Genomic DNA, 17,896 nt, shown 5'->3' on the forward strand with positions numbered 1-17,896 from the left:
CCATCCTTTTGAGACGGGCGCTTCGGGCGCCCGTTTTTCGTTGGGCATTTGGAGAGAGAAGTCCACAATATCAGGTGATTCGCAGCCACCGTAACAAAACTGTGCATCAGGTGGCTTAGTGCTATCGCGGTGATTTTTTTCCCAAGGGTAGTATTCTACGCTGGCGCTGATTCGGGCGCTGCTTTGGCGGGAATCCGGTCGTTGTCTGGGAAAACGGGGATGAATATGGCTCAGCCAAGTGTAGTGCGTGAACCGTCCATGGAAGAGATTCTGGCGTCGATCCGCCGGATCATCGAGAACAACGAGCCCGGCGCCGGCAAATCCATTTCGCCGTCTCTGCCTGCTGTTTATACCCTTGCCGATGATGAGCAGGATGACGATATCCACCTGACGGTCGATGATCAATTTGCTGCTGCCGAAATGGATGACGTGCCGTCGGCCGCAGCCGCTGTCCCCGAGCCGCGTTTTGTCGCCGCCAATTCGCAGATTCCGATGCGCGAGCCGGAAGCGCCCGCCCGTACCATGTCGCTCGCCGATGTCGCCGCGCGCGTTCGTGCCGCTTCCGAGCGCAATGCCGCACAACTGAATTCGGCGCGCGAAACGCCGCAACCGCGCGAATTGCCGCCGGCCATGGCCGCGCGTCTTGCCGAGCCGCGTGTCGATCCGGTCGCCGATGTGCCCTTGCGTCGCGCGATCGCCGAAGCGCCTGCACCGGCAGTAACCTCGCCGGTCGTGGCCCCGCCCGCCGCTGCCCTTCTCGCCGAAGCTGTGGTTGCACCAGCCAAGATCGAACCACAGCCTGAGTCGATCGAAGAGCGCAAGGCTGCTGCCATTGCTCCTACTGCGGCCGCTTCAGTTGAGATGCCGGTTTTCAATCAGCCGCCATCTACGACAGCCGCGGATCGCTACCTGCCGCAAGTGCAGGCTGAGCTTACATCCTCGTTGATGTCGGAAGCGGCCGGTGCGCAGGTTGCCCGTTCCTTCGGCGAGCTCGCGGCTGCCATTGATGGCAGCGAGCGCCGGTCGCTTGACGAAATCGCCCAGGAGATGCTGCGGCCGATGCTGCAGGAATGGCTGGACGATAATCTGCCGACTCTGGTCGAGCGTCTCGTGCGCGAGGAAATCGAACGAGTGGCTCGCGGCCCGCGTCGCTGACAGCCTGAGCCCCGGGTAGACGATCCGCCGCTCCGGCTTCCGGGGCGGCTTTTTTATTGACTTGCCCGCGACCATCCTATTTACAACCCGCATCACCGAACCCTCCAGATCCGGTCCCCCAATGCTCGACAAGACCTATGATTCCGCCGCCGTCGAACCGAAGATCGCCCAGAAATGGGATGAGGCCGACGCCTTTCGCGCTGGTGCGAACGCCAAGCCCGGCGCGGAAAGCTTCACCATCGTCATCCCGCCGCCGAACGTCACCGGTTCGCTGCATATGGGCCATGCGCTGAACAACACGCTGCAGGACATCATGGTGCGGTTCGAGCGCATGCGCGGCAAGGATGTGCTCTGGCAGCCGGGCATGGACCATGCCGGCATTGCCACGCAGATGGTTGTCGAACGCCAGTTGATGGAGAGGCAGCAGCCCGGCCGCCGCGACATGGGTCGTGACGCCTTCATCGAAAAAGTCTGGGAATGGAAGGCGGAATCGGGCGGCCTGATCTTCAACCAGTTGAAGCGCCTGGGCGCTTCCTGCGATTGGTCGCGCGAACGCTTCACCATGGACGAGGGCTTGTCCAAGGCTGTTCTCGAAGTCTTCGTCACGCTCTACAAGGAAGGCCTGATCTATCGCGACAAGCGGCTGGTCAACTGGGATCCAAAAATGCTGACGGCGATTTCGGATATCGAAGTCGAGCAGCATGAGGTCAATGGCCATCTCTGGCATCTGCGCTATCCGCTCGAAGAAGGCGTCACCTATCAGCATCCGATCGCTTTCGATGAAAGTGGCAAGCCGACGGAATGGGAAACGCGCGACTATCTCGTTGTCGCCACCACCCGCCCGGAGACCATGCTCGGCGATACCGGCGTCGCCGTTCATCCGAGTGACGAACGCTACAAGGCGATCGTCGGCAAGCATGTTATCCTGCCGATCGTCGGCCGGCGCATTCCGATCGTTGCCGACGAATATCCGGATCCGACCGCGGGTACCGGCGCCGTCAAGATGACGCCGGCGCATGATTTTAACGACTTCGACGTCGGCCGGCGTCGCGGCCTGCGCGTCGTCAATATCCTGACAGCCGATGCCCATATCACCATCAAGGATAACGAGGATTTCCTCGAAGGTGTCGACAATCCGGCGGCGTTGCATGGCGCCTGGGATGAGCTTGAGGGTAAGGATCGTTTCGAAGCCCGCAAGATCATCGTCCGCATCTTCGAAGAGGCTGGTCTGCTCGATAAGATCGAGCCGCACAAGCATACCATCCCGCATGGTGACCGTGGTGGTGTACCGATCGAACCGCGCTTGACTGAACAATGGTATGTCGATGCCAAGACGCTTGCCGAACCGGCAATCGCCTCCGTTCGCGAAGGCCGCACCAAGCTCGTCCCGAAGAGCTGGGACAAGACCTATTACGACTGGATGGAGAACATTCAGCCCTGGTGTATTTCCCGACAGCTCTGGTGGGGCCACCAGATCCCGGCATGGTATGGTCCGGACGGTCAGGTCTTCGTCGAGAAGACGGAAGAAGAGGCGCTGCAGGCCGCCATCCAGCATTATCTTTCGCATGAAGGGCCCATGAAGGCCTATGTCGAGGACTTGCTGGAAAACTTCAGGCCGGGCGAAATCCTGACGCGCGACGAAGACGTGCTCGATACCTGGTTCTCCTCGGCGCTCTGGCCGTTCTCGACGCTTGGGTGGCCGGATCAGACGCCGGAGTTGGAGCGCTACTATCCAACCAATGTGCTCGTTACCGGCTTCGACATCATCTTCTTCTGGGTTGCCCGCATGATGATGATGGGCCTGCATTTCATGCAGGACGAAAACGGCGAGCCCGTCGAGCCTTTCCACACGGTCTATGTTCACGCCCTGGTGCGCGACAAGAACGGGCAGAAGATGTCGAAGTCCAAGGGCAACGTCATCGATCCGCTCGAACTGATCGACCAGTACGGTGCCGATTCCCTGCGCTTTACGCTGGCGATCATGGCGGCGCAGGGTCGCGACGTGAAGCTCGATCCGGCCCGCATCGCCGGCTACCGTAATTTCGGCACCAAGCTTTGGAACGCTACGCGCTTTGCCGAGATGAACGGCGCGAAGAGTGATCCGCATTTTGTCCCGGAAGCAGCCGAACTCACCGTCAACCGCTGGATCCTGACGGAGCTTGCCCGCACTGAGCGTGATGTTACCGAAGCGTTGGAGGCCTATCGTTTCAATGATGCCGCCGGCTCGCTCTATCGCTTCATCTGGAACCAGTTCTGCGACTGGTATCTCGAACTCTTGAAGCCCGTGTTCAGCGGTGACGACGAGAACGCCAAGGCGGAGGCGCAATCCTGCGCCGCCTACGTTCTGGAAGAGACCTATAAGCTGCTGCATCCCTTCATGCCCTTCATGACCGAAGAGCTGTGGGCGCATACGGCAGGCGAGGGCAGGGAACGCCATGGCCTGATCTGCCATGCGGACTGGCCGGCGCCCTCCTATGCCGACGATGTCGCTGCCGATGAGATCAACTGGTTGATCGATCTCGTCTCAGGTTTGCGCTCCGTACGCTCGGAAATGAACGTGCCGCCGGCCGCCACCGCGCCGCTGGTGCTCGTCGGCGCCAACAGCCTGACGCGCGAACGCCTGTTCCGCCATGACGCGGCGATCAAGCGGCTGGCGCGTGTCGAGAAGATTTCGCTCTCCGACACCGCGCCGAAGGGTGCGGCGCAGATCATCGTCGGCGAAGCGACAGCCTGCCTGCCGCTCGGTAACCTCATCGACCTCGCTGCCGAAAAGGCGCGTCTCGAAAAGGGGATCGCCAAAAACGAACAGGAAATGGCCCGCATCGTCGGCAAGCTCTCGAACGAGAAGTTCGTCGCCAATGCTAACCCGGATGTCGTCGCCGCCGAGCGCGAGCGCTTGGGCGAACTCGAAGGCCAACTTTCGAGCCTCAAGGTTGCGCTTGACCGGGTCAGCGAAGCCGGCTGAAGAAGCTGTAACAATCTGAATGTAAGGGTACGCAGCGAAGGCAGCGTGCCCTTTTTCTTTGCGCGGCTGATTCGATGGCAAGCGTCAGAAAAATGTGTCGCTTTTCAAGACACTCCAGCTTCGCACAGGCAAGAAAGGTTACCCCTAAATTGGTAGGGTTTATTGAAAAGCCGGACTGTTGTCAGATTGTAACAGAATTGTTGCAGTGTGGAATGAAAATCTAACCGGGGCCCATTATAGAGATTAGAGAAGCAAAAAATGCCTAAACTTGGCTATGATTGGGCGTGCAGATCACTTTCTTACGTAAGTCAATCAATATCTCACAACATTGTGGATTGCCGGCGCCGCATTGCCAATTCGGGTGATCGTCGCAACAATCGGATTAATGAATACGAAATCGGGGGAGACACAATGGCATTTCGTATTGCGCTGAGGGGCGCATTTGCATTCATTATCGGCTCGTCATTCGCCAGCGCCGCTTTTGCGGGCGGGCTTGATCGCGCCGGCTACGATATTGACTTACTTTTCGATAAGGGACGTTACGTTTTCGAGTCCGGCGTGACCTATGTGATGCCCGACCGTAAGCTGAAGAATGCAAAGGACATCGATCCGACCGATGGCAACCTCAATGGCCGTCCGCATTCGGTCGATGCCGGCGAGAATTTTGCGGTGCCTTATATCGGCTTCAAGATCGGCATTACCGATGACATCGACTGCATGGCCGATTACTCCGAGCCGTTCGGCGCACACACCAATCCGGGTCTGAACTGGGCCGGCGCCAACAATGAAATCGAGACCAAGGTGCGTACGCACAATTATGCGGCGACCTGCTCTTACAAGTTCGATGCGGGTCCGGGTCAGCTACGCCTGATCGGCGGCGGTTTCTATCAGGAAGTCAGCGGCTACAAGTCCCGTCTGGTCTCCGTCGTTCCCGCTCCGTTTTCCGCCGTCTATGACGGTGTCGGCTCGCTGGATGTCGACGGTCATGGCTGGGGCTGGCGCGCCGGTCTTGCCTATGAGATCCCCGAATATGCCCTCCGTACCAGCCTCGTTTACAACAGCCGGGTCAAATACGATAACCTCAAGGGCACCGTCGATCTGACGGAACTGCCGCCGGTCCGCGCGTTCTTCGGCAAAGCCACGTCCGTCTTCGGTTCGGCCGATGCACCGGACTCCTTGGAATGGAAGGTGCAGAGCGGCATCGCGCCGGACTGGCTGGCCTTCGGTTCGGTCAAGTGGACCAACTGGAGCGTTCTGCAGAGCATCGCGCTTTGCCCGACCTCCACGCGTGGCATATCCTGCCATACGGGCGGCGCGACCGAGCTCACCTCGCTCGATCTGCTTTACCAGGATGGCTGGACGGTCACCGGCGGCATTGGTCATAAGTTCAATGACCAATGGAGCGGCGCGCTCAGCTTGAGCTGGGATCGCGGCACAAGCCAGGGTTATGGCTTGAGCTCGGATACTTGGACGCTCGGTGCTGGTCTTTCCTACAAGCCGACCGAACATGTCGAGTTCACCTTCGCCGGCGCGCTGGGCCTGCTGACCAGCGGCAAATCCGGCACCATCACCTCCAACGGCATCACCTACGGCAATGACGCGACCTACAGCTACGGCAATGATCTCGTCGCGGCATTGTCGACGTCGATGAAGGTTAGATTCTAAGCATAAATCATTGAACTGAAGCAGCTTTCGAGGTCTCGTCCTCGCCGCTTCAAGCGATTCCCGCGCCGCGAGCCCTTTTTGGTCTCGCGGCGTTTTAATTCCAAGTTTGGCGCCAAGCCGTTTTCAGATCCGACCGGCAAAACCGTCTCGCCTAGCGTTTCGTGGTTAACGAAACCTCAAGATCGACAAACTCTTTGTGACGAATCAGCAACACTTTATTTCAACAGATTACGGGCGTGTATCCGGCGCCCAATTTGTCCATTTCCCGCCACAAATGGGGAGCAGCGATTATATGGGCACAGGGGAAGGCCTTAGTAGAAAGTGCGTAAACGGTTGATGGGTCAGTTTACACTTCGGAAAAAAGAGCAATTCGGGATCGGAACGGTGACGTTCACGACGCAGCCGGAAACGCATTATTTCCCGAAGGAATCATACACCCGTTCGATCGTAAATCTCTCTCTTTGGACAGCGAAGCGGCGGGCTGTTTCAAGGGCGACATGTGACCGCGTCAGCGTGGATGCTCGTTTGGACATAATTTCAGACTACGCTCGGAAATGTGGCGAACGGCGTTGGGCTGGTGTCCTGCAGACCTCCTCAAAAGGGGATCTCGCTGGTTTGCGCGCCGGTAGGGAATACATTCGCAGGCCTTACGGTGCAGATGGGATCACCGTAGCGGATGCGAATGGAGCGAAAGAAATCGACTGTTATGTTTAAGTCCGAGTTCATATCAGCGAGAATGATAATGCTCGGCCTGTCGCTTGCCACTTCGGTGGCACTCGCAGGCCAGGCCCTGGCATTTGATATCAATGCGGGTGTCACGAAGGAATCGGGGCCTTTCGATCTCTTCAAATTCGGCTTCCGGGCCTACAAGAACGGCCAGAAGGAAGAGGCGGTCGAAGCCTATCGTTACGCCGCCGAGAAGGGGCACACTGGCTCGCGTTGGGCGCTGGCCAATATGTATGCCGACGGCGATGGCGTTACCCAGGACGATTTCGAAGCCTTCAAGATCTATAGCGAGATCGCCCAGCAGGGTGTAGAGCCCGGCTCCGAAGATACCGGCTTCTTCATCAACGCACTGCTTGCGCTCGCCAATTACTACAAGACCGGCATTGCAAACAGCCCGGTCAAGGTCGACCTCAATCAGGCGCGCCAGCTCTATTTCCAGGTCGCATCGACCTTCGGCGTTCCCGAGGCGCAGTTTCAGCTCGCGCAGATGATGCTGGCAGGTGAGGGCGGCTCGGCCAATGTGCAGCAGGCCAAGAAGTGGCTGAACCAGGCCCGTAAGAGCGGCCATCCCGGCGCAATGTCCGTCTTTGGCAATATTCTCTTCCAGGAAGGCCAGTCAGTGCGCGGCCTCGCCTTCATGACGGCGGCGCTCGAAAAGTGCAAGCCGAAGGATTGTCCATGGATGCAAGACCTGCAGGAGCAGGCCTTCTCGATAGCCAGCGAAGACGACCGTCGCGTTGCTGTTTCCATGGCGCATCAACTGGATGTCGCCGGCGCCGAATAATCCCCGATCTCAGCCTTGAAAATCGAAATGCGCAATGACGGGAACGTGGTCCGACGGCTTTTCCCAGGCACGCACGTGCTTTTCGATTGCAGCCGACGTCAGGCGATCGGCCGCTTCCGGCGAAAGCATCAGGTGATCGATGCGAATGCCGTTGTTCTTCGGCCAGGCGCCCGCCTGGTAATCCCAGAAGGAATAAAGCTTGGTCGCATCCGTCGTGGCGCGCACCGCATCGGTGAAGCCAAGATGCTCGAGCTGGCGGAAAGCCTGGCGGGTCTGCGGCAGGAACAGCGCATCGTTTTCCCAGACTTTCGGATCGAAACAATCATGCGGTTCCGGGATAACGTTGTAGTCGCCGGCGAGGATGATCGGCTCCTCAAGCTCCAGCCGACCGACGGCGAATTTCCGCAGGCGTTCCATCCAGGCGAGCTTATAGGGATATTTTTCCGTATCGATGGGATTGCCGTTCGGTAGGTACAGGCAGCAGACACGAAGCGCGCCATGCCCCGGCACAGAGAACACCGCTTCGATGAAGCGGGACTGCTCATCGGCGTCATCGCCAGGCAGGCCGCGCGTCACTTCGTCGGGCTTCATCTTGGACAGGATCGCGACGCCGTTGAAACCCTTCTGCCCATGCGTCTCGGCATGATAGCCGAGCGCCTCGATCTCGAAGCGCGGAAAGCCTTCGTCGACCGTCTTGATCTCCTGCAGGCAAACGATATCGGGATCGGAGTCCTTCAGCCACTGGCACAGGTTCTCGATACGCGCCTTGACGCCGTTGATGTTCCAGGTGGCGATCTTCATGAAGGGACGGCTCCTCTGCTTCGGTTTTTCTTTTATCCGCAGCAAACGACCTTGGCCACCCGTCCAAATGAAAACCGGCCATAAGCAACAGCTTCCGACCGGCAATCAATCTGTGGAAAAAATCAGGAGAGTCAGATCGAAAAACTCGTGCCGCAGCCGCAGCTTGCGACCGCATTCGGATTCTTGATCTGAAAGGACTGACCGAGCAGGTTATCGACGAAATCGATCTCGGAGCCGGCCATGTAGACAAGCGACAATTGGTCGATCAGTACCGTAGCGTTGCCCTTTTCGACAACGATATCATCTTCTTGCGGTCCGTCGGCAAGATCGAATTTGTAGGAGAAGCCGGAGCAGCCGCCGCCTTCGACGGCGACGCGAAGCGCTCGCTTGCCGGTTTCGGCGCTGACGATGGCGGCGATTCGCTTTGCCGCTGCGTCCGATAGGGTTACACTCGTCTCAGTCATGCCTTCCTCCTGCCGGGGTCAAGATCCGGAGAGAACCAATGAGCCGTCCGCCTTTCAAACGGCTGATATCCATAGCCTTTATCATGAAAGTGCGGCCGTTGACAGCTATGGTTTCGTGGTTGAGCCATGTGCCATTTTGCTGTTTTCCTTTGATATAGGTATGAAGGCCGTGAAGCGGCGTCAATGGGCCAGAGCATCCCGCGTTTGAATGGCATCATCAAAATGCGGAGAAGATGTTCTGGATTGGAAGGAACGGGGCGACTTTCACGCGTTCAATCGAAAGCGCGGGCGCTCTAACGCCGGAATGGATGGATAATGACGATCGACAGGCATGCATTGGGTTTCGGTTATGGTGAGCGGGCTATCTATGCGACCGATCCCCGGGAATCGCGTGGACGGCTTTATGAAGAGGGATCGAGCCCGACGCGCTCCGATTTCCAACGCGACCGCGATCGCATCGTGCATACCACCGCTTTCCGACGGCTGAAGCACAAGACGCAGGTTTTTATCGCGCAGGATGGCGATCACTATCGTACGCGCCTGACGCACACGATCGAGGTGGCGCAGATCGCCCGCGCCTTGGCGCGCGCTCTGAAGCTCGACGAGGATCTTGCAGAAGGCGTAGCGCTCGTCCACGATTTCGGCCACACCCCCTTCGGCCACACCGGTGAAGACGCGCTGCATGAGGTGCTGCTGCCCTATGGCGGCTTCGATCACAACGCGCAATCGCTGCGCATCGTGACGAAGCTCGAGCGGCGTTATGCCGAATTCGATGGTTTGAATCTCACCTGGGAAACGTTGGAGGGGCTGGTCAAGCACAACGGTCCGCTGCTGACATCAGATGGGCAGGGCACGCGCGGCCCGGTGCCGCAGCCGATCCTCGACTATTGCGAAATCCACGATCTGGAGATTGCGACCTTTGCGAGCCTTGAGGCGCAGGTGGCGGCGATCGCCGACGACATCGCTTACAATACCCATGACATCGATGACGGCCTGCGCTCCGGCTATCTGAATTTCGAGATGCTGGAGGAGATTCCATTTCTTTCGGCGCTGATGGCCGAGGTGAGGGCGCTTTATCCGCATCTGGAGCCGAGTCGCTTCACGCATGAGATCATGCGCCGGCAGATCACCCGCATGGTGGAGGATGTGATCTCCGTTGCGCAAAAAGCGCTGGGCGAGATCAGGCCGAGCAACGTTGCCGATATCCGCGCTGCTGGCCGCATCATCGCCACCTTCTCTCCGGAAATGGCCGAGACGGACAAGCAGATCAAGCAGATGCTCTTCAAACGCATCTACCGCCATCCGGATATCATGCGCATCCGCGCCGGCGCCGCGCAGATCGTCACTGATCTGTTCCGCGCCTATATGGACAATCCCCAGGAGATGCAGAGCCATTATTGGGTCGACCATATCGCCGGTCTCGCCGTTGCCGCCAAGGCTCGCCATGTTGGCGACTATCTGGCGGGGATGACCGATACCTACGCCATCAGCGCCCACAGGCGTTTGTTTGACCAGACTCCCGATTTGCGATAGGCAGCGGCGGCGTCGGGCCGACAGGGCCCGCCCAAGCTATGCGTGGACACTATGATGAACCTTTTCACCGATTTCGAAGTCAGAATTAAGAACGCTCTTGAACAAATTGATATTGTGAAGGAAAAGCGATCCGAACTCGACTTTGGACGCATCGGCGTGGAGCCGCCGCGAGATCCCAGCCACGGCGATGTCGCCACCAATGCGGCCATGGTGCTGTCGAAGCCGCTCGGCACCAATCCCCGCGCGCTCGCTGAGATCATCATCGGCAAGCTGAAGGAAGATGCCGATGTTGCCGAGGTTTCGGTGGCTGGCCCCGGCTTCATCAATATTCGCCTTTCGGTTGGCTATTGGCAGCGCCTGCTGGCGACGATGATCTCCGAAGGCCAAAAATTCGGACGCTCGACCCTTGGTGCAGGCCAGAAAGTCAACGTCGAATATGTCTCCGCCAATCCGACGGGGCCGATGCATGTCGGCCATTGCCGCGGCGCCGTCGTCGGCGATGCACTGGCGAATCTGCTCGGTTTTGCCGGCTATGACGTTACCAAGGAATATTACATCAACGACGCCGGCTCGCAGATCGATGTGCTGGCGCGGTCGGTCTTCCTCCGTTACCGCGAGGCGCTTGGCGAGCAGGTCGGCGACATCCCGGCCGGTCTCTATCCCGGCGACTATCTCGTTCCGGTCGGTGAGGCACTGGCGAAGGAATTCGGCACCAAGCTGCGTGGCATGCCGGAAGATCAATGGCTGCCGATTATCAAGGAACGCGCCATCGACGCGATGATGGCGATGATCCGTGCCGATCTGGAAGCGTTGAACGTCCATCATGACGTCTTCTTCTCCGAGCGGACGCTGCATGCCAATGGTGCCGCCCTGATCCGTACCGCGATCAACGACCTGACCTTCAAGGGATACGTCTACAAGGGCGCGCTGCCGCCGCCGAAGGGACAGTTGCCGGAAGATTGGGAAGATCGTGAGCAGACCCTGTTCCGTTCGACGGAAGTGGGTGACGACATCGACCGTCCGCTGATCAAGTCGGATGGCTCCTATACCTATTTCGCCGCCGACGTCGCCTACTTCAAGAACAAGTTCGACCGCGGCTTCAACGAGATGATCTATATTCTCGGCGCCGACCATGGCGGCTACGTCAAGCGGCTGGAAGCCGTGGCGCGTGGTGTTTCGGACGGTCAGGCGAAACTGACGGTGCTGCTGTGCCAGCTCGTCAAGTTGTTCCGTAATGGCGAGCCGGTGAAGATGTCGAAGCGCTCTGGCGACTTCGTCACGCTGCGCGACGTGGTCGAAGAAGTCGGCCGCGATTCTGTACGCTTCATGATGCTGTACCGGAAGAATTCCGAACCTCTGGACTTCGACTTCGCCAAGGTGACCGAGCAGTCCAAGGACAATCCTGTCTTCTACGTGCAATACGCGCATGCGCGCTGCATGTCGGTTTTCCGGCAGGCCAAGGAAGCCTTCCCCGATCTCGATATTGCCTCGCTCGATCTGGCAAAAGCGGTCAGCGGCGCGATCTCCGATCCGACCGAATTACAGCTCATCGCAAAGATTGCGGAATTCCCGCGAATCATTGAGGCTGCAGCCCAGTCGCAGGAGCCTCACCGCATCGCTTTTTATCTTTACGATCTGGCAAGTTCCTTCCATGGACATTGGAATAAAGGTAAAGATTTACCTGAATTACGATTTGTTAACGATAAGAACCGAGAATTAAGCATTGCCAGACTTGGGCTGGTGCACGCTGTCGCGTCGGTTTTGAAGTCAGGTCTTGGTATAACCGGGACCGCAGCGCCGGATGAAATGCGATAAACGTCACCATTTACCCACATTGCGCTGGCATTTATCTGTAGCGTTTGCGAGTGGATTGGGTGATGGCAGAAAAACAGTTGGCGTATCGCGCAAGCGGAAACGACGAGTTCTTTGCGGATGATGATCCGCTTGCCGAACTCGCCCGCATCGTCGGTTTCGAGCCGCGGCCTGCCGCCCAGGCGGCGCCCGCAGCCCAGCGGCAAGAGCCGGCCTTCGATCTCGAAGATGAGCTTTTGCGGGAGTTCGAGCGTTATGATGCGCCTCGTTTGAGTCCTGCTGATGACATTCCGGTCTCGCCGGAAGATCAGCCTTTTGCCGGCGAGGCCCAGCTCTCGCATCCGGTCGAGCCCGTGCGCAGCGAACCTCAGTTTGCCGAGTTGCCGCAGCCCGTGGCTCCGGCCAAGCCAACCGTCGGCGCACGCGATCTGATCGACGAACTGGAAATGTCGATCGCGCCGGCCTTGCAGCCAGCTCCTGCTCCGCAGCCCGTTCCGGCACCGCAGGCGGTAGCTTCGGCTCCGAAGCCTGCGCCACTGCCGCAATCCGCCGCCGCCACGGTGCGGCTGCCGCTTGCCAATTTCACCGTTGCGGCTCCGACGCAAGCAAAGCCCGTGGCTCAAGCTCCGGTCGCGCCGCCGGTTGTTCAGGCGCAGCCGCCTATCGAAACGGCGCTCGATTTCGATCTGCCGATGATGCAGGACACGCCTCAGCCCCGGCCCGCCGTGGCTCAACCGGATGCGCCGGTCGCCAGGGTGCCGGAGCCCGTCCAGATGGACGCTGCGGCTCTTTCCGCCGAAATCGATGATCTGCTGGCCGATGTTGACCGCTATCCGGTTCCCTCCAGGGGTGCCGCGCCGACGGCGAAGGTCGAGCCGAGCTTCGATATTTTCGGCTTGGAGCCCAAGGCACCGGCAGCACCTGTTGATGCCCCCGTCGCTGCTGTGACTGCGCCCGTTGCTGTGCCTCCGCAGCGCGAAGAGCCGAAGCCGATCGCTCTGGAAGCCGAAGATCCCTTCGCCGGCCAGGACTTCGAGTTCGATCTCGCAGATATCGAGATGGAGCTTGCCGAGCTCGATTTCGCCGAAACGAACAAGTCCGCACCGATCCCGCAGCCTGCGCCCGCTCCGGTGGTTGCGCAGCATCCGGCTCCTATTGTCTCTCGGGCAACCCCGGTAGCGCCGCCTCCGACTGCTCCCGTCGTCACTGCGGCAGCGATGACAGCCGCAGCTCCTGCGCCCAGCGTCATGCAGCCTCCGCGTCAGGAGCCGGCTCCCCAGCGTCCGACTGAACCCGTCGCTGTTGCCACAGCACCGATAGCCCGCAAGGCTGCGCCTGCTCTTGATGCCGATCAGGCTCTGCCATTCGATCCGTCCGAAATCTCCGATACTGAAGATCGTGTCGAGAACTTCGAAGGCTCGCATGTTCCAAACCTGCCGCCGGTCGAGCCGGAAGAGCCGATCGTGGTACCGCCGGAATATGATTTCGACATCGACTCGGAGATGGCGAGCCTGTTCGGTACGCCCGCCAAGGAAGCGGCCCCCGAGCCGATCAAGCCGGCTGCCGCAGCCGCCCTCGGCGGCGCCGCGATGGCCGCATCCTGGTCCAAGAATGCGGCAGCAAAGCCTGCTGCTGTGGCCAAACAGCCTGCAGAGGAATTCGACGAGTTCGAACGGGCGTTGGAAGAGGATTTCCGCCGCAGCTACCGTGAAGCGTCCAATCCGGTCGAGAACGTCGCCCGCATGACGCTGAACCCGGCCGCTGTGGCCAGCCGTCGTCCGGCACGCTCGTTCCGTGGCATGGCGACCGCCGCTGCCGTCATCGCAGTTCTGGGTCTTGGCGCCTATGGTATCTACGGCTGGGTTCGTCACGGTTCGCCGATTTCGACCTTCTCCGGAGAGCCGCGCGTGATCACGGCCGATGCCGATCCGGTCAAGGTCGCTCCGGAAAATCCGGGCGGTACGGTTGTTCCCAACCAGGACAAGGCAGTCTACGACCGCGTAGCCGGCGACAGCACCGCGGCGCCGAAGCAGAAGGAACTGGTTTCCTCCAATGAGCAGCCGGTGGATGTCGTCCAGAAGACGCTGATCCCCGAATCTGTATCGCCTGACGACGGCAGCGACGATCAGGTCACTCCGACTCCGGTCGGCGAAACTGAGGATCCGCGGCTGTTGCCGAACCAGAACGGCAACAATGCCAATACGGCCGCCAACGATGATTCGCAGGTTCCGTCGGTATCGCCGCGCAAGGTGCGCACGATGATCGTCAAGCCAGATGGCTCGCTGGTTGCCCGCGAGGAGCCGGCTGTCGACAACACCACGACGGCCGCCTCTCCGGCTTCGACACCGAAGACGCCGGCTGCAAAACCGCCGGTCGGCAACCAAGTCGCCTCCGCCGATCTTCGCCCGTCGACGGCAGAGACGCAGGCCTCGCAACCGGCTGCTGACCAGGCCGACGATGGCGACTCAGCCAGCGCCGAAAGCACGCCGATCCGTGTCGTGAAAACGACTCCGGTTCCGACCTCGCGTCCGGCGCAGCAGCCGGCCAAGGCCGCCCCCGCCGTCGCTGCCACGAATAACGCCGCTGCCTCTCACCCGGCTCCGACTCCCGCTCAGCCGAAACCGCAGCAGGTCGCGTCGGCGAGCCCGGCTGCGGCCCAGGCTGCTCCGGCCGCGTCGGCAAGTGCAAGCGGTGCTTACGGCGTACAGATCGCTTCGCTGCCTTCCGAGGCGGAAGCGCAGAAGTCGCAGGCCAATCTGAAGGTCAAGTTCGCCAGCGTCATCGGTGGTCACCCGCTCGAAATTCGCAAGGCCGATATCGCTGGCAAGGGCACCTACTATCGCGTCCGCGTCGTCGCCGGCTCCAAGGATGAGGCTGCCGACATCTGCCAGCGTTACCGCGCCGCAGGCGGCACCTGCCTGATCTCTAAATAAGAGATCTAGGCCCCAACGATTGTTGAAACGGCGGGCCGAGGCTCGCCGTTTTCTTTTGTGTATCTCGGTTTGAGGTTATTCGCATTTCGCGAGGTGGCCTTTATGATTCGAATATGACCGAATCAAAATCCATGATCCTCGGCTGTAGCGGCCATTCCATCACGCCCGAAGAGCGTTCCTTCTATCAGTCGGAACAGCCATGGGGTTTTATCCTGTTTGGACGCAACATTTCCGAGCCCGCGCAGATAGCCGATCTCGTCGCTTCGTTACGCGATAGCGTCGGCCGTGATGCACCGGTATTGATCGATCAGGAGGGGGGCAGGGTGCAGCGCATCCGTCCGCCGATTCTGCCGCATTATCCGTCCGGCCAAGCACTGGGCGATATCTATCGCAAAGATCGCGAACAGGGCCTCCGCGCCGCCTGGCTGATGTCGCGGCTGCATGCCTTCCATCTCCTGAAGTTCGGCATCAACGTCGATTGCCTGCCGGTGCTCGACGTGCCCGTCGAAGGTTCGAGCAATGTTATCGGCAACCGCGCCTATGGCGGCGATCCCGCGACGGTGACGGAGATGGGGCGCGCGGCCGCCGAAGGTCTGAAGGCTGGCGGCGTGCTGCCGGTGATGAAGCACATGCCCGGGCATGGCCGCGGCTTTGCCGATTCGCATCATGAATTGCCGGTCGTCACGGTTCCGCGTGCGGAGCTGGAGGCGCATGATTTTCCGCCCTTCGTGGCGCTCAAGGACGAGTTGATGGCAATGACCTGCCACGTCGTCTTTACCGACATCGACCCCACCAATCCGGCGACGACGTCGCGCAAGGTCATCGACGAGATCATTCGCGGCCATATTGGCTTCCAGGGGCTGCTGCTTTCCGACGATACCTCGATGAACGCTCTAGCCGGCACAATCGGCGAGCGGGCGGCGAATATTGTTGCGGGGGGATGCGATATCGTGCTGCACTGCAATGGCGTCATGGATGAGATGCAGCAGGTGGTGTGTAATGTTCCGGTGCTGGCCGGAGCTTCTCTGGTGCGTGCGAAAGCGGTCGAGGCAGCCTTCGGCCGCAACGACGGTACCGACGAGGCTTCGATCCGCGCTGAATTCGACGCGATATTTGCGGTGGCGTAAGACCGAACTCTACAGCGCCGCGCGTCTTTTAAGACGCGCTAAGGACGCTGTAGCGCTTTGAAATGCTGCATAATTCCTTAAATCGGTACCGATTTAAGGAATTATGCAGTAGGGATCTGAAAGGTGAACAAGGTGGACGGCACGGAGAACAGCCTGCAGGCGGCGGCGCCGATGGATAAACTGTGGCAAGACAATAGTGCCGAGCGCGGCATGCATGAGCCTGCCCTGGTCGTCGACATCGCCGGTTTCGAAGGCCCGCTCGACCTTCTGCTGCATCTTGCCCGCAACCAGAAAGTCGATCTGTCGCGTATCTCCGTGCTGGCGCTCGCCGAGCAATATTTGTTGTTCATTGAGCGTGCCCGCCGGATCCGTATCGAGCTTGCCGCCGATTACCTAGTCATGGCCGCCTGGCTCGCCTATCTTAAGTCGAAGCTACTCATCCCGCAGCAGAGCAAGGAAGACGGTCCGACCGGCGAGGAAATGGCCGCAACGCTTGCCTTCCGGCTGAAGCGTCTGGAAGCCATGCGGGACGCAGCGACCGGCCTCGTCAACCGCAATCGTCTCGGCCGCGACGTCTTCGTCCGCGGCGCGCCCGAACATATTCCCGACCGGCGCCAATCGGCCTATGACGCAAGCCTCTATGATCTCTTGACTGCCTATGCCGGCCTGCGTCAGCGCCAGGCGATCACGCAGGTAACGATCGAGCGTCGCCGCGTTTGGTCGCTGGTCGACGCCCGGACGATTCTCAACCGTATGATCGGCGAGATCACCGACTGGACGGCCCTGGAACACTATCTGCTGCGCTATATGACCAGCGCGAGCGAGCGTGTCACCGCCATCGCCAGCGCCTTTGCCGCCTCGCTGGAACTCGTGCGCGAGGGCAAGCTGGAAATCCGCCAGGAGGGCGCGTTTCAGCCGCTCTATATGCGTCGCGGGCCGAACCATATAGAACTCGAAGCGGCGGAATAGAGCAGGAGTGAGCGTGACCGGCCCGGACGACGACCACCATATGGACGATGAAGCGGCTGCGCCGACAGAGCCGGCCGTCGACGAACACCTCATCCGCGAGGCCGAACGCATCGCCGAGGCCTTGGTCTTCGCCTCCGCTCAGCCGGTGTCCGAAGGTTTTATCGCCGATCGCGTTCCCCGCGGCATCGATGTGCGCTCCATCATGCAGCGTCTGAAGGCCGATTATGCGACGCGTGGCGTCAATCTGATACAGGTCGACGGCGCCTGGGCTTTTCGCACGGCCGCCGATCTTTCCTTCGTAATTCGCCGCGATGACAACGAGGTGCGAAAACTGTCGCGTGCAGCACTCGAAGTCCTGGCCATCATTGCCTATCACCAGCCGGTGACGCGCGCCGAGATTGAAGATATCAGAGGCGTGCAGACCTCCAAGGGGACGTTGGACGTCCTGATGGAATCCGGCTGGGTTCGGTTTCGCGGTCGCCGGCGCACCCCCGGCCGTCCGGTGACGCTGGGTACGACGCGGGATTTTCTCGATCATTTCGGGCTGGAAGAGCTGCGAGACCTTCCCGGTCTCGAGGAATTGAAGGGGGCAGGGCTGCTTTCGGGCCGTATTCCCGCCAACTTCAACATTCCGTCGCCACTGATGAGCGACGAATTGACCGAGGACGAAGATCCGATCACGCAACTGGATCTGGAGGAACTCGGCCTTCTGGCGCCAGGCGGCGCTTCGGACGAATAAGCGGGTCGTTGCAGGCCGATTGGCCGCGCAAAGCTTTTTTCCAGACAGTGACAGCAAGTCTCGGTTTTGCCATTAGCGGCTTCTAATATGTAGGCCGTTCTCCTCATTTGGAGATGTTCGACTGCGGCTTTGGCGCTCGCTATCCCCAAGTGTGCCGGTGCAGCACATTTTGGTGTTTGAAAAACGTCCGTAAACGTCTTACATCGGGAAGACGTTGAAATTG

12 protein-coding genes are annotated in these 17,896 nt (G+C 59.9%); 10 read left to right on the top strand and 2 right to left on the bottom strand.

Annotated features, from left to right (window positions below; all coding sequences use genetic code 11):
• The first annotated feature begins 225 nt into the window (after window positions 1-225).
• From QA648_RS05845 to exoR, 4 genes are all read left to right on the top strand, one after another.
• Entirely contained in the window at window positions 226-1,155 is a 930-nt protein-coding gene (locus tag QA648_RS05845) for a DUF2497 domain-containing protein (protein WP_283051232.1), read from the top strand.
• Window positions 1,156-1,276: 121 nt separating this feature from the next.
• A complete protein-coding gene (locus QA648_RS05850; protein ID WP_283050175.1) occupies window positions 1,277-4,120 on the top strand; it encodes a valine--tRNA ligase in 2,844 nt (947 codons plus the stop codon).
• A gap of 411 nt (window positions 4,121-4,531) precedes the next feature.
• Window positions 4,532-5,785: an OmpP1/FadL family transporter gene (locus tag QA648_RS05855; RefSeq protein ID WP_104822918.1), complete on the top strand. Its 1,254-nt coding sequence runs from the start codon at window positions 4,532-4,534 to the stop codon at window positions 5,783-5,785.
• A 706-nt stretch (window positions 5,786-6,491) separates the two neighbouring features.
• Window positions 6,492-7,295, top strand: a complete 804-nt coding sequence (gene exoR, locus QA648_RS05860; protein WP_283050177.1) for an exopolysaccharide production regulator ExoR — start codon at window positions 6,492-6,494, stop codon at window positions 7,293-7,295.
• Window positions 7,296-7,304: 9 nt separating this feature from the next.
• Here exoR and xth read toward each other — a convergent pair whose 3' ends face one another.
• Window positions 7,305-8,096, bottom strand: coding sequence for an exodeoxyribonuclease III (gene xth, locus QA648_RS05865; RefSeq protein WP_104822920.1), 792 nt, complete (start codon window positions 8,094-8,096; stop codon window positions 7,305-7,307).
• Between the two features lie 131 nt (window positions 8,097-8,227).
• On the bottom strand, window positions 8,228-8,560 hold the full coding sequence (gene erpA / locus QA648_RS05870) for an iron-sulfur cluster insertion protein ErpA (protein WP_104822921.1): 333 nt from the start codon (window positions 8,558-8,560) through the stop codon (window positions 8,228-8,230).
• A gap of 315 nt (window positions 8,561-8,875) precedes the next feature.
• Between erpA and QA648_RS05875 the strand changes: the two genes are divergently transcribed.
• The 6 genes from QA648_RS05875 to scpB all read left to right on the top strand — a co-directional run bounded on the left by QA648_RS05875 (window position 8,876) and on the right by scpB (window position 17,673).
• Window positions 8,876-10,093, top strand: a complete 1,218-nt coding sequence (locus QA648_RS05875; RefSeq protein ID WP_283050180.1) for a deoxyguanosinetriphosphate triphosphohydrolase — start codon at window positions 8,876-8,878, stop codon at window positions 10,091-10,093.
• Between the two features lie 54 nt (window positions 10,094-10,147).
• Complete coding sequence (gene argS, locus QA648_RS05880) at window positions 10,148-11,908, top strand: arginine--tRNA ligase (protein ID WP_104822923.1); 1,761 nt, start codon at window positions 10,148-10,150, stop codon at window positions 11,906-11,908.
• A 62-nt stretch (window positions 11,909-11,970) separates the two neighbouring features.
• Window positions 11,971-14,838 (top strand): SPOR domain-containing protein, encoded by a 2,868-nt coding sequence (locus QA648_RS05885; RefSeq protein WP_283050183.1) that lies wholly within the window; start codon window positions 11,971-11,973, stop codon window positions 14,836-14,838.
• Window positions 14,839-14,951: 113 nt separating this feature from the next.
• Complete coding sequence (gene nagZ, locus QA648_RS05890; RefSeq protein WP_283050185.1) at window positions 14,952-15,965, top strand: beta-N-acetylhexosaminidase; 1,014 nt, start codon at window positions 14,952-14,954, stop codon at window positions 15,963-15,965.
• A 123-nt stretch (window positions 15,966-16,088) separates the two neighbouring features.
• Window positions 16,089-16,934 carry a ScpA family protein gene (locus QA648_RS05895; protein ID WP_104822926.1) on the top strand — a complete coding sequence of 282 codons (846 nt, stop codon included), beginning with the start codon at window positions 16,089-16,091 and terminating at the stop codon, window positions 16,932-16,934.
• Between the two features lie 40 nt (window positions 16,935-16,974).
• Window positions 16,975-17,673 carry an SMC-Scp complex subunit ScpB gene (gene scpB / locus QA648_RS05900; RefSeq protein ID WP_104825081.1) on the top strand — a complete coding sequence of 233 codons (699 nt, stop codon included), beginning with the start codon at window positions 16,975-16,977 and terminating at the stop codon, window positions 17,671-17,673.
• Window positions 17,674-17,896 lie beyond the last annotated feature (223 nt).

It is taken from the genome of Rhizobium sp. CB3171 (genome assembly GCF_029714265.1).
In the GTDB taxonomy this organism is placed as follows: domain Bacteria; phylum Pseudomonadota; class Alphaproteobacteria; order Rhizobiales; family Rhizobiaceae; genus Rhizobium.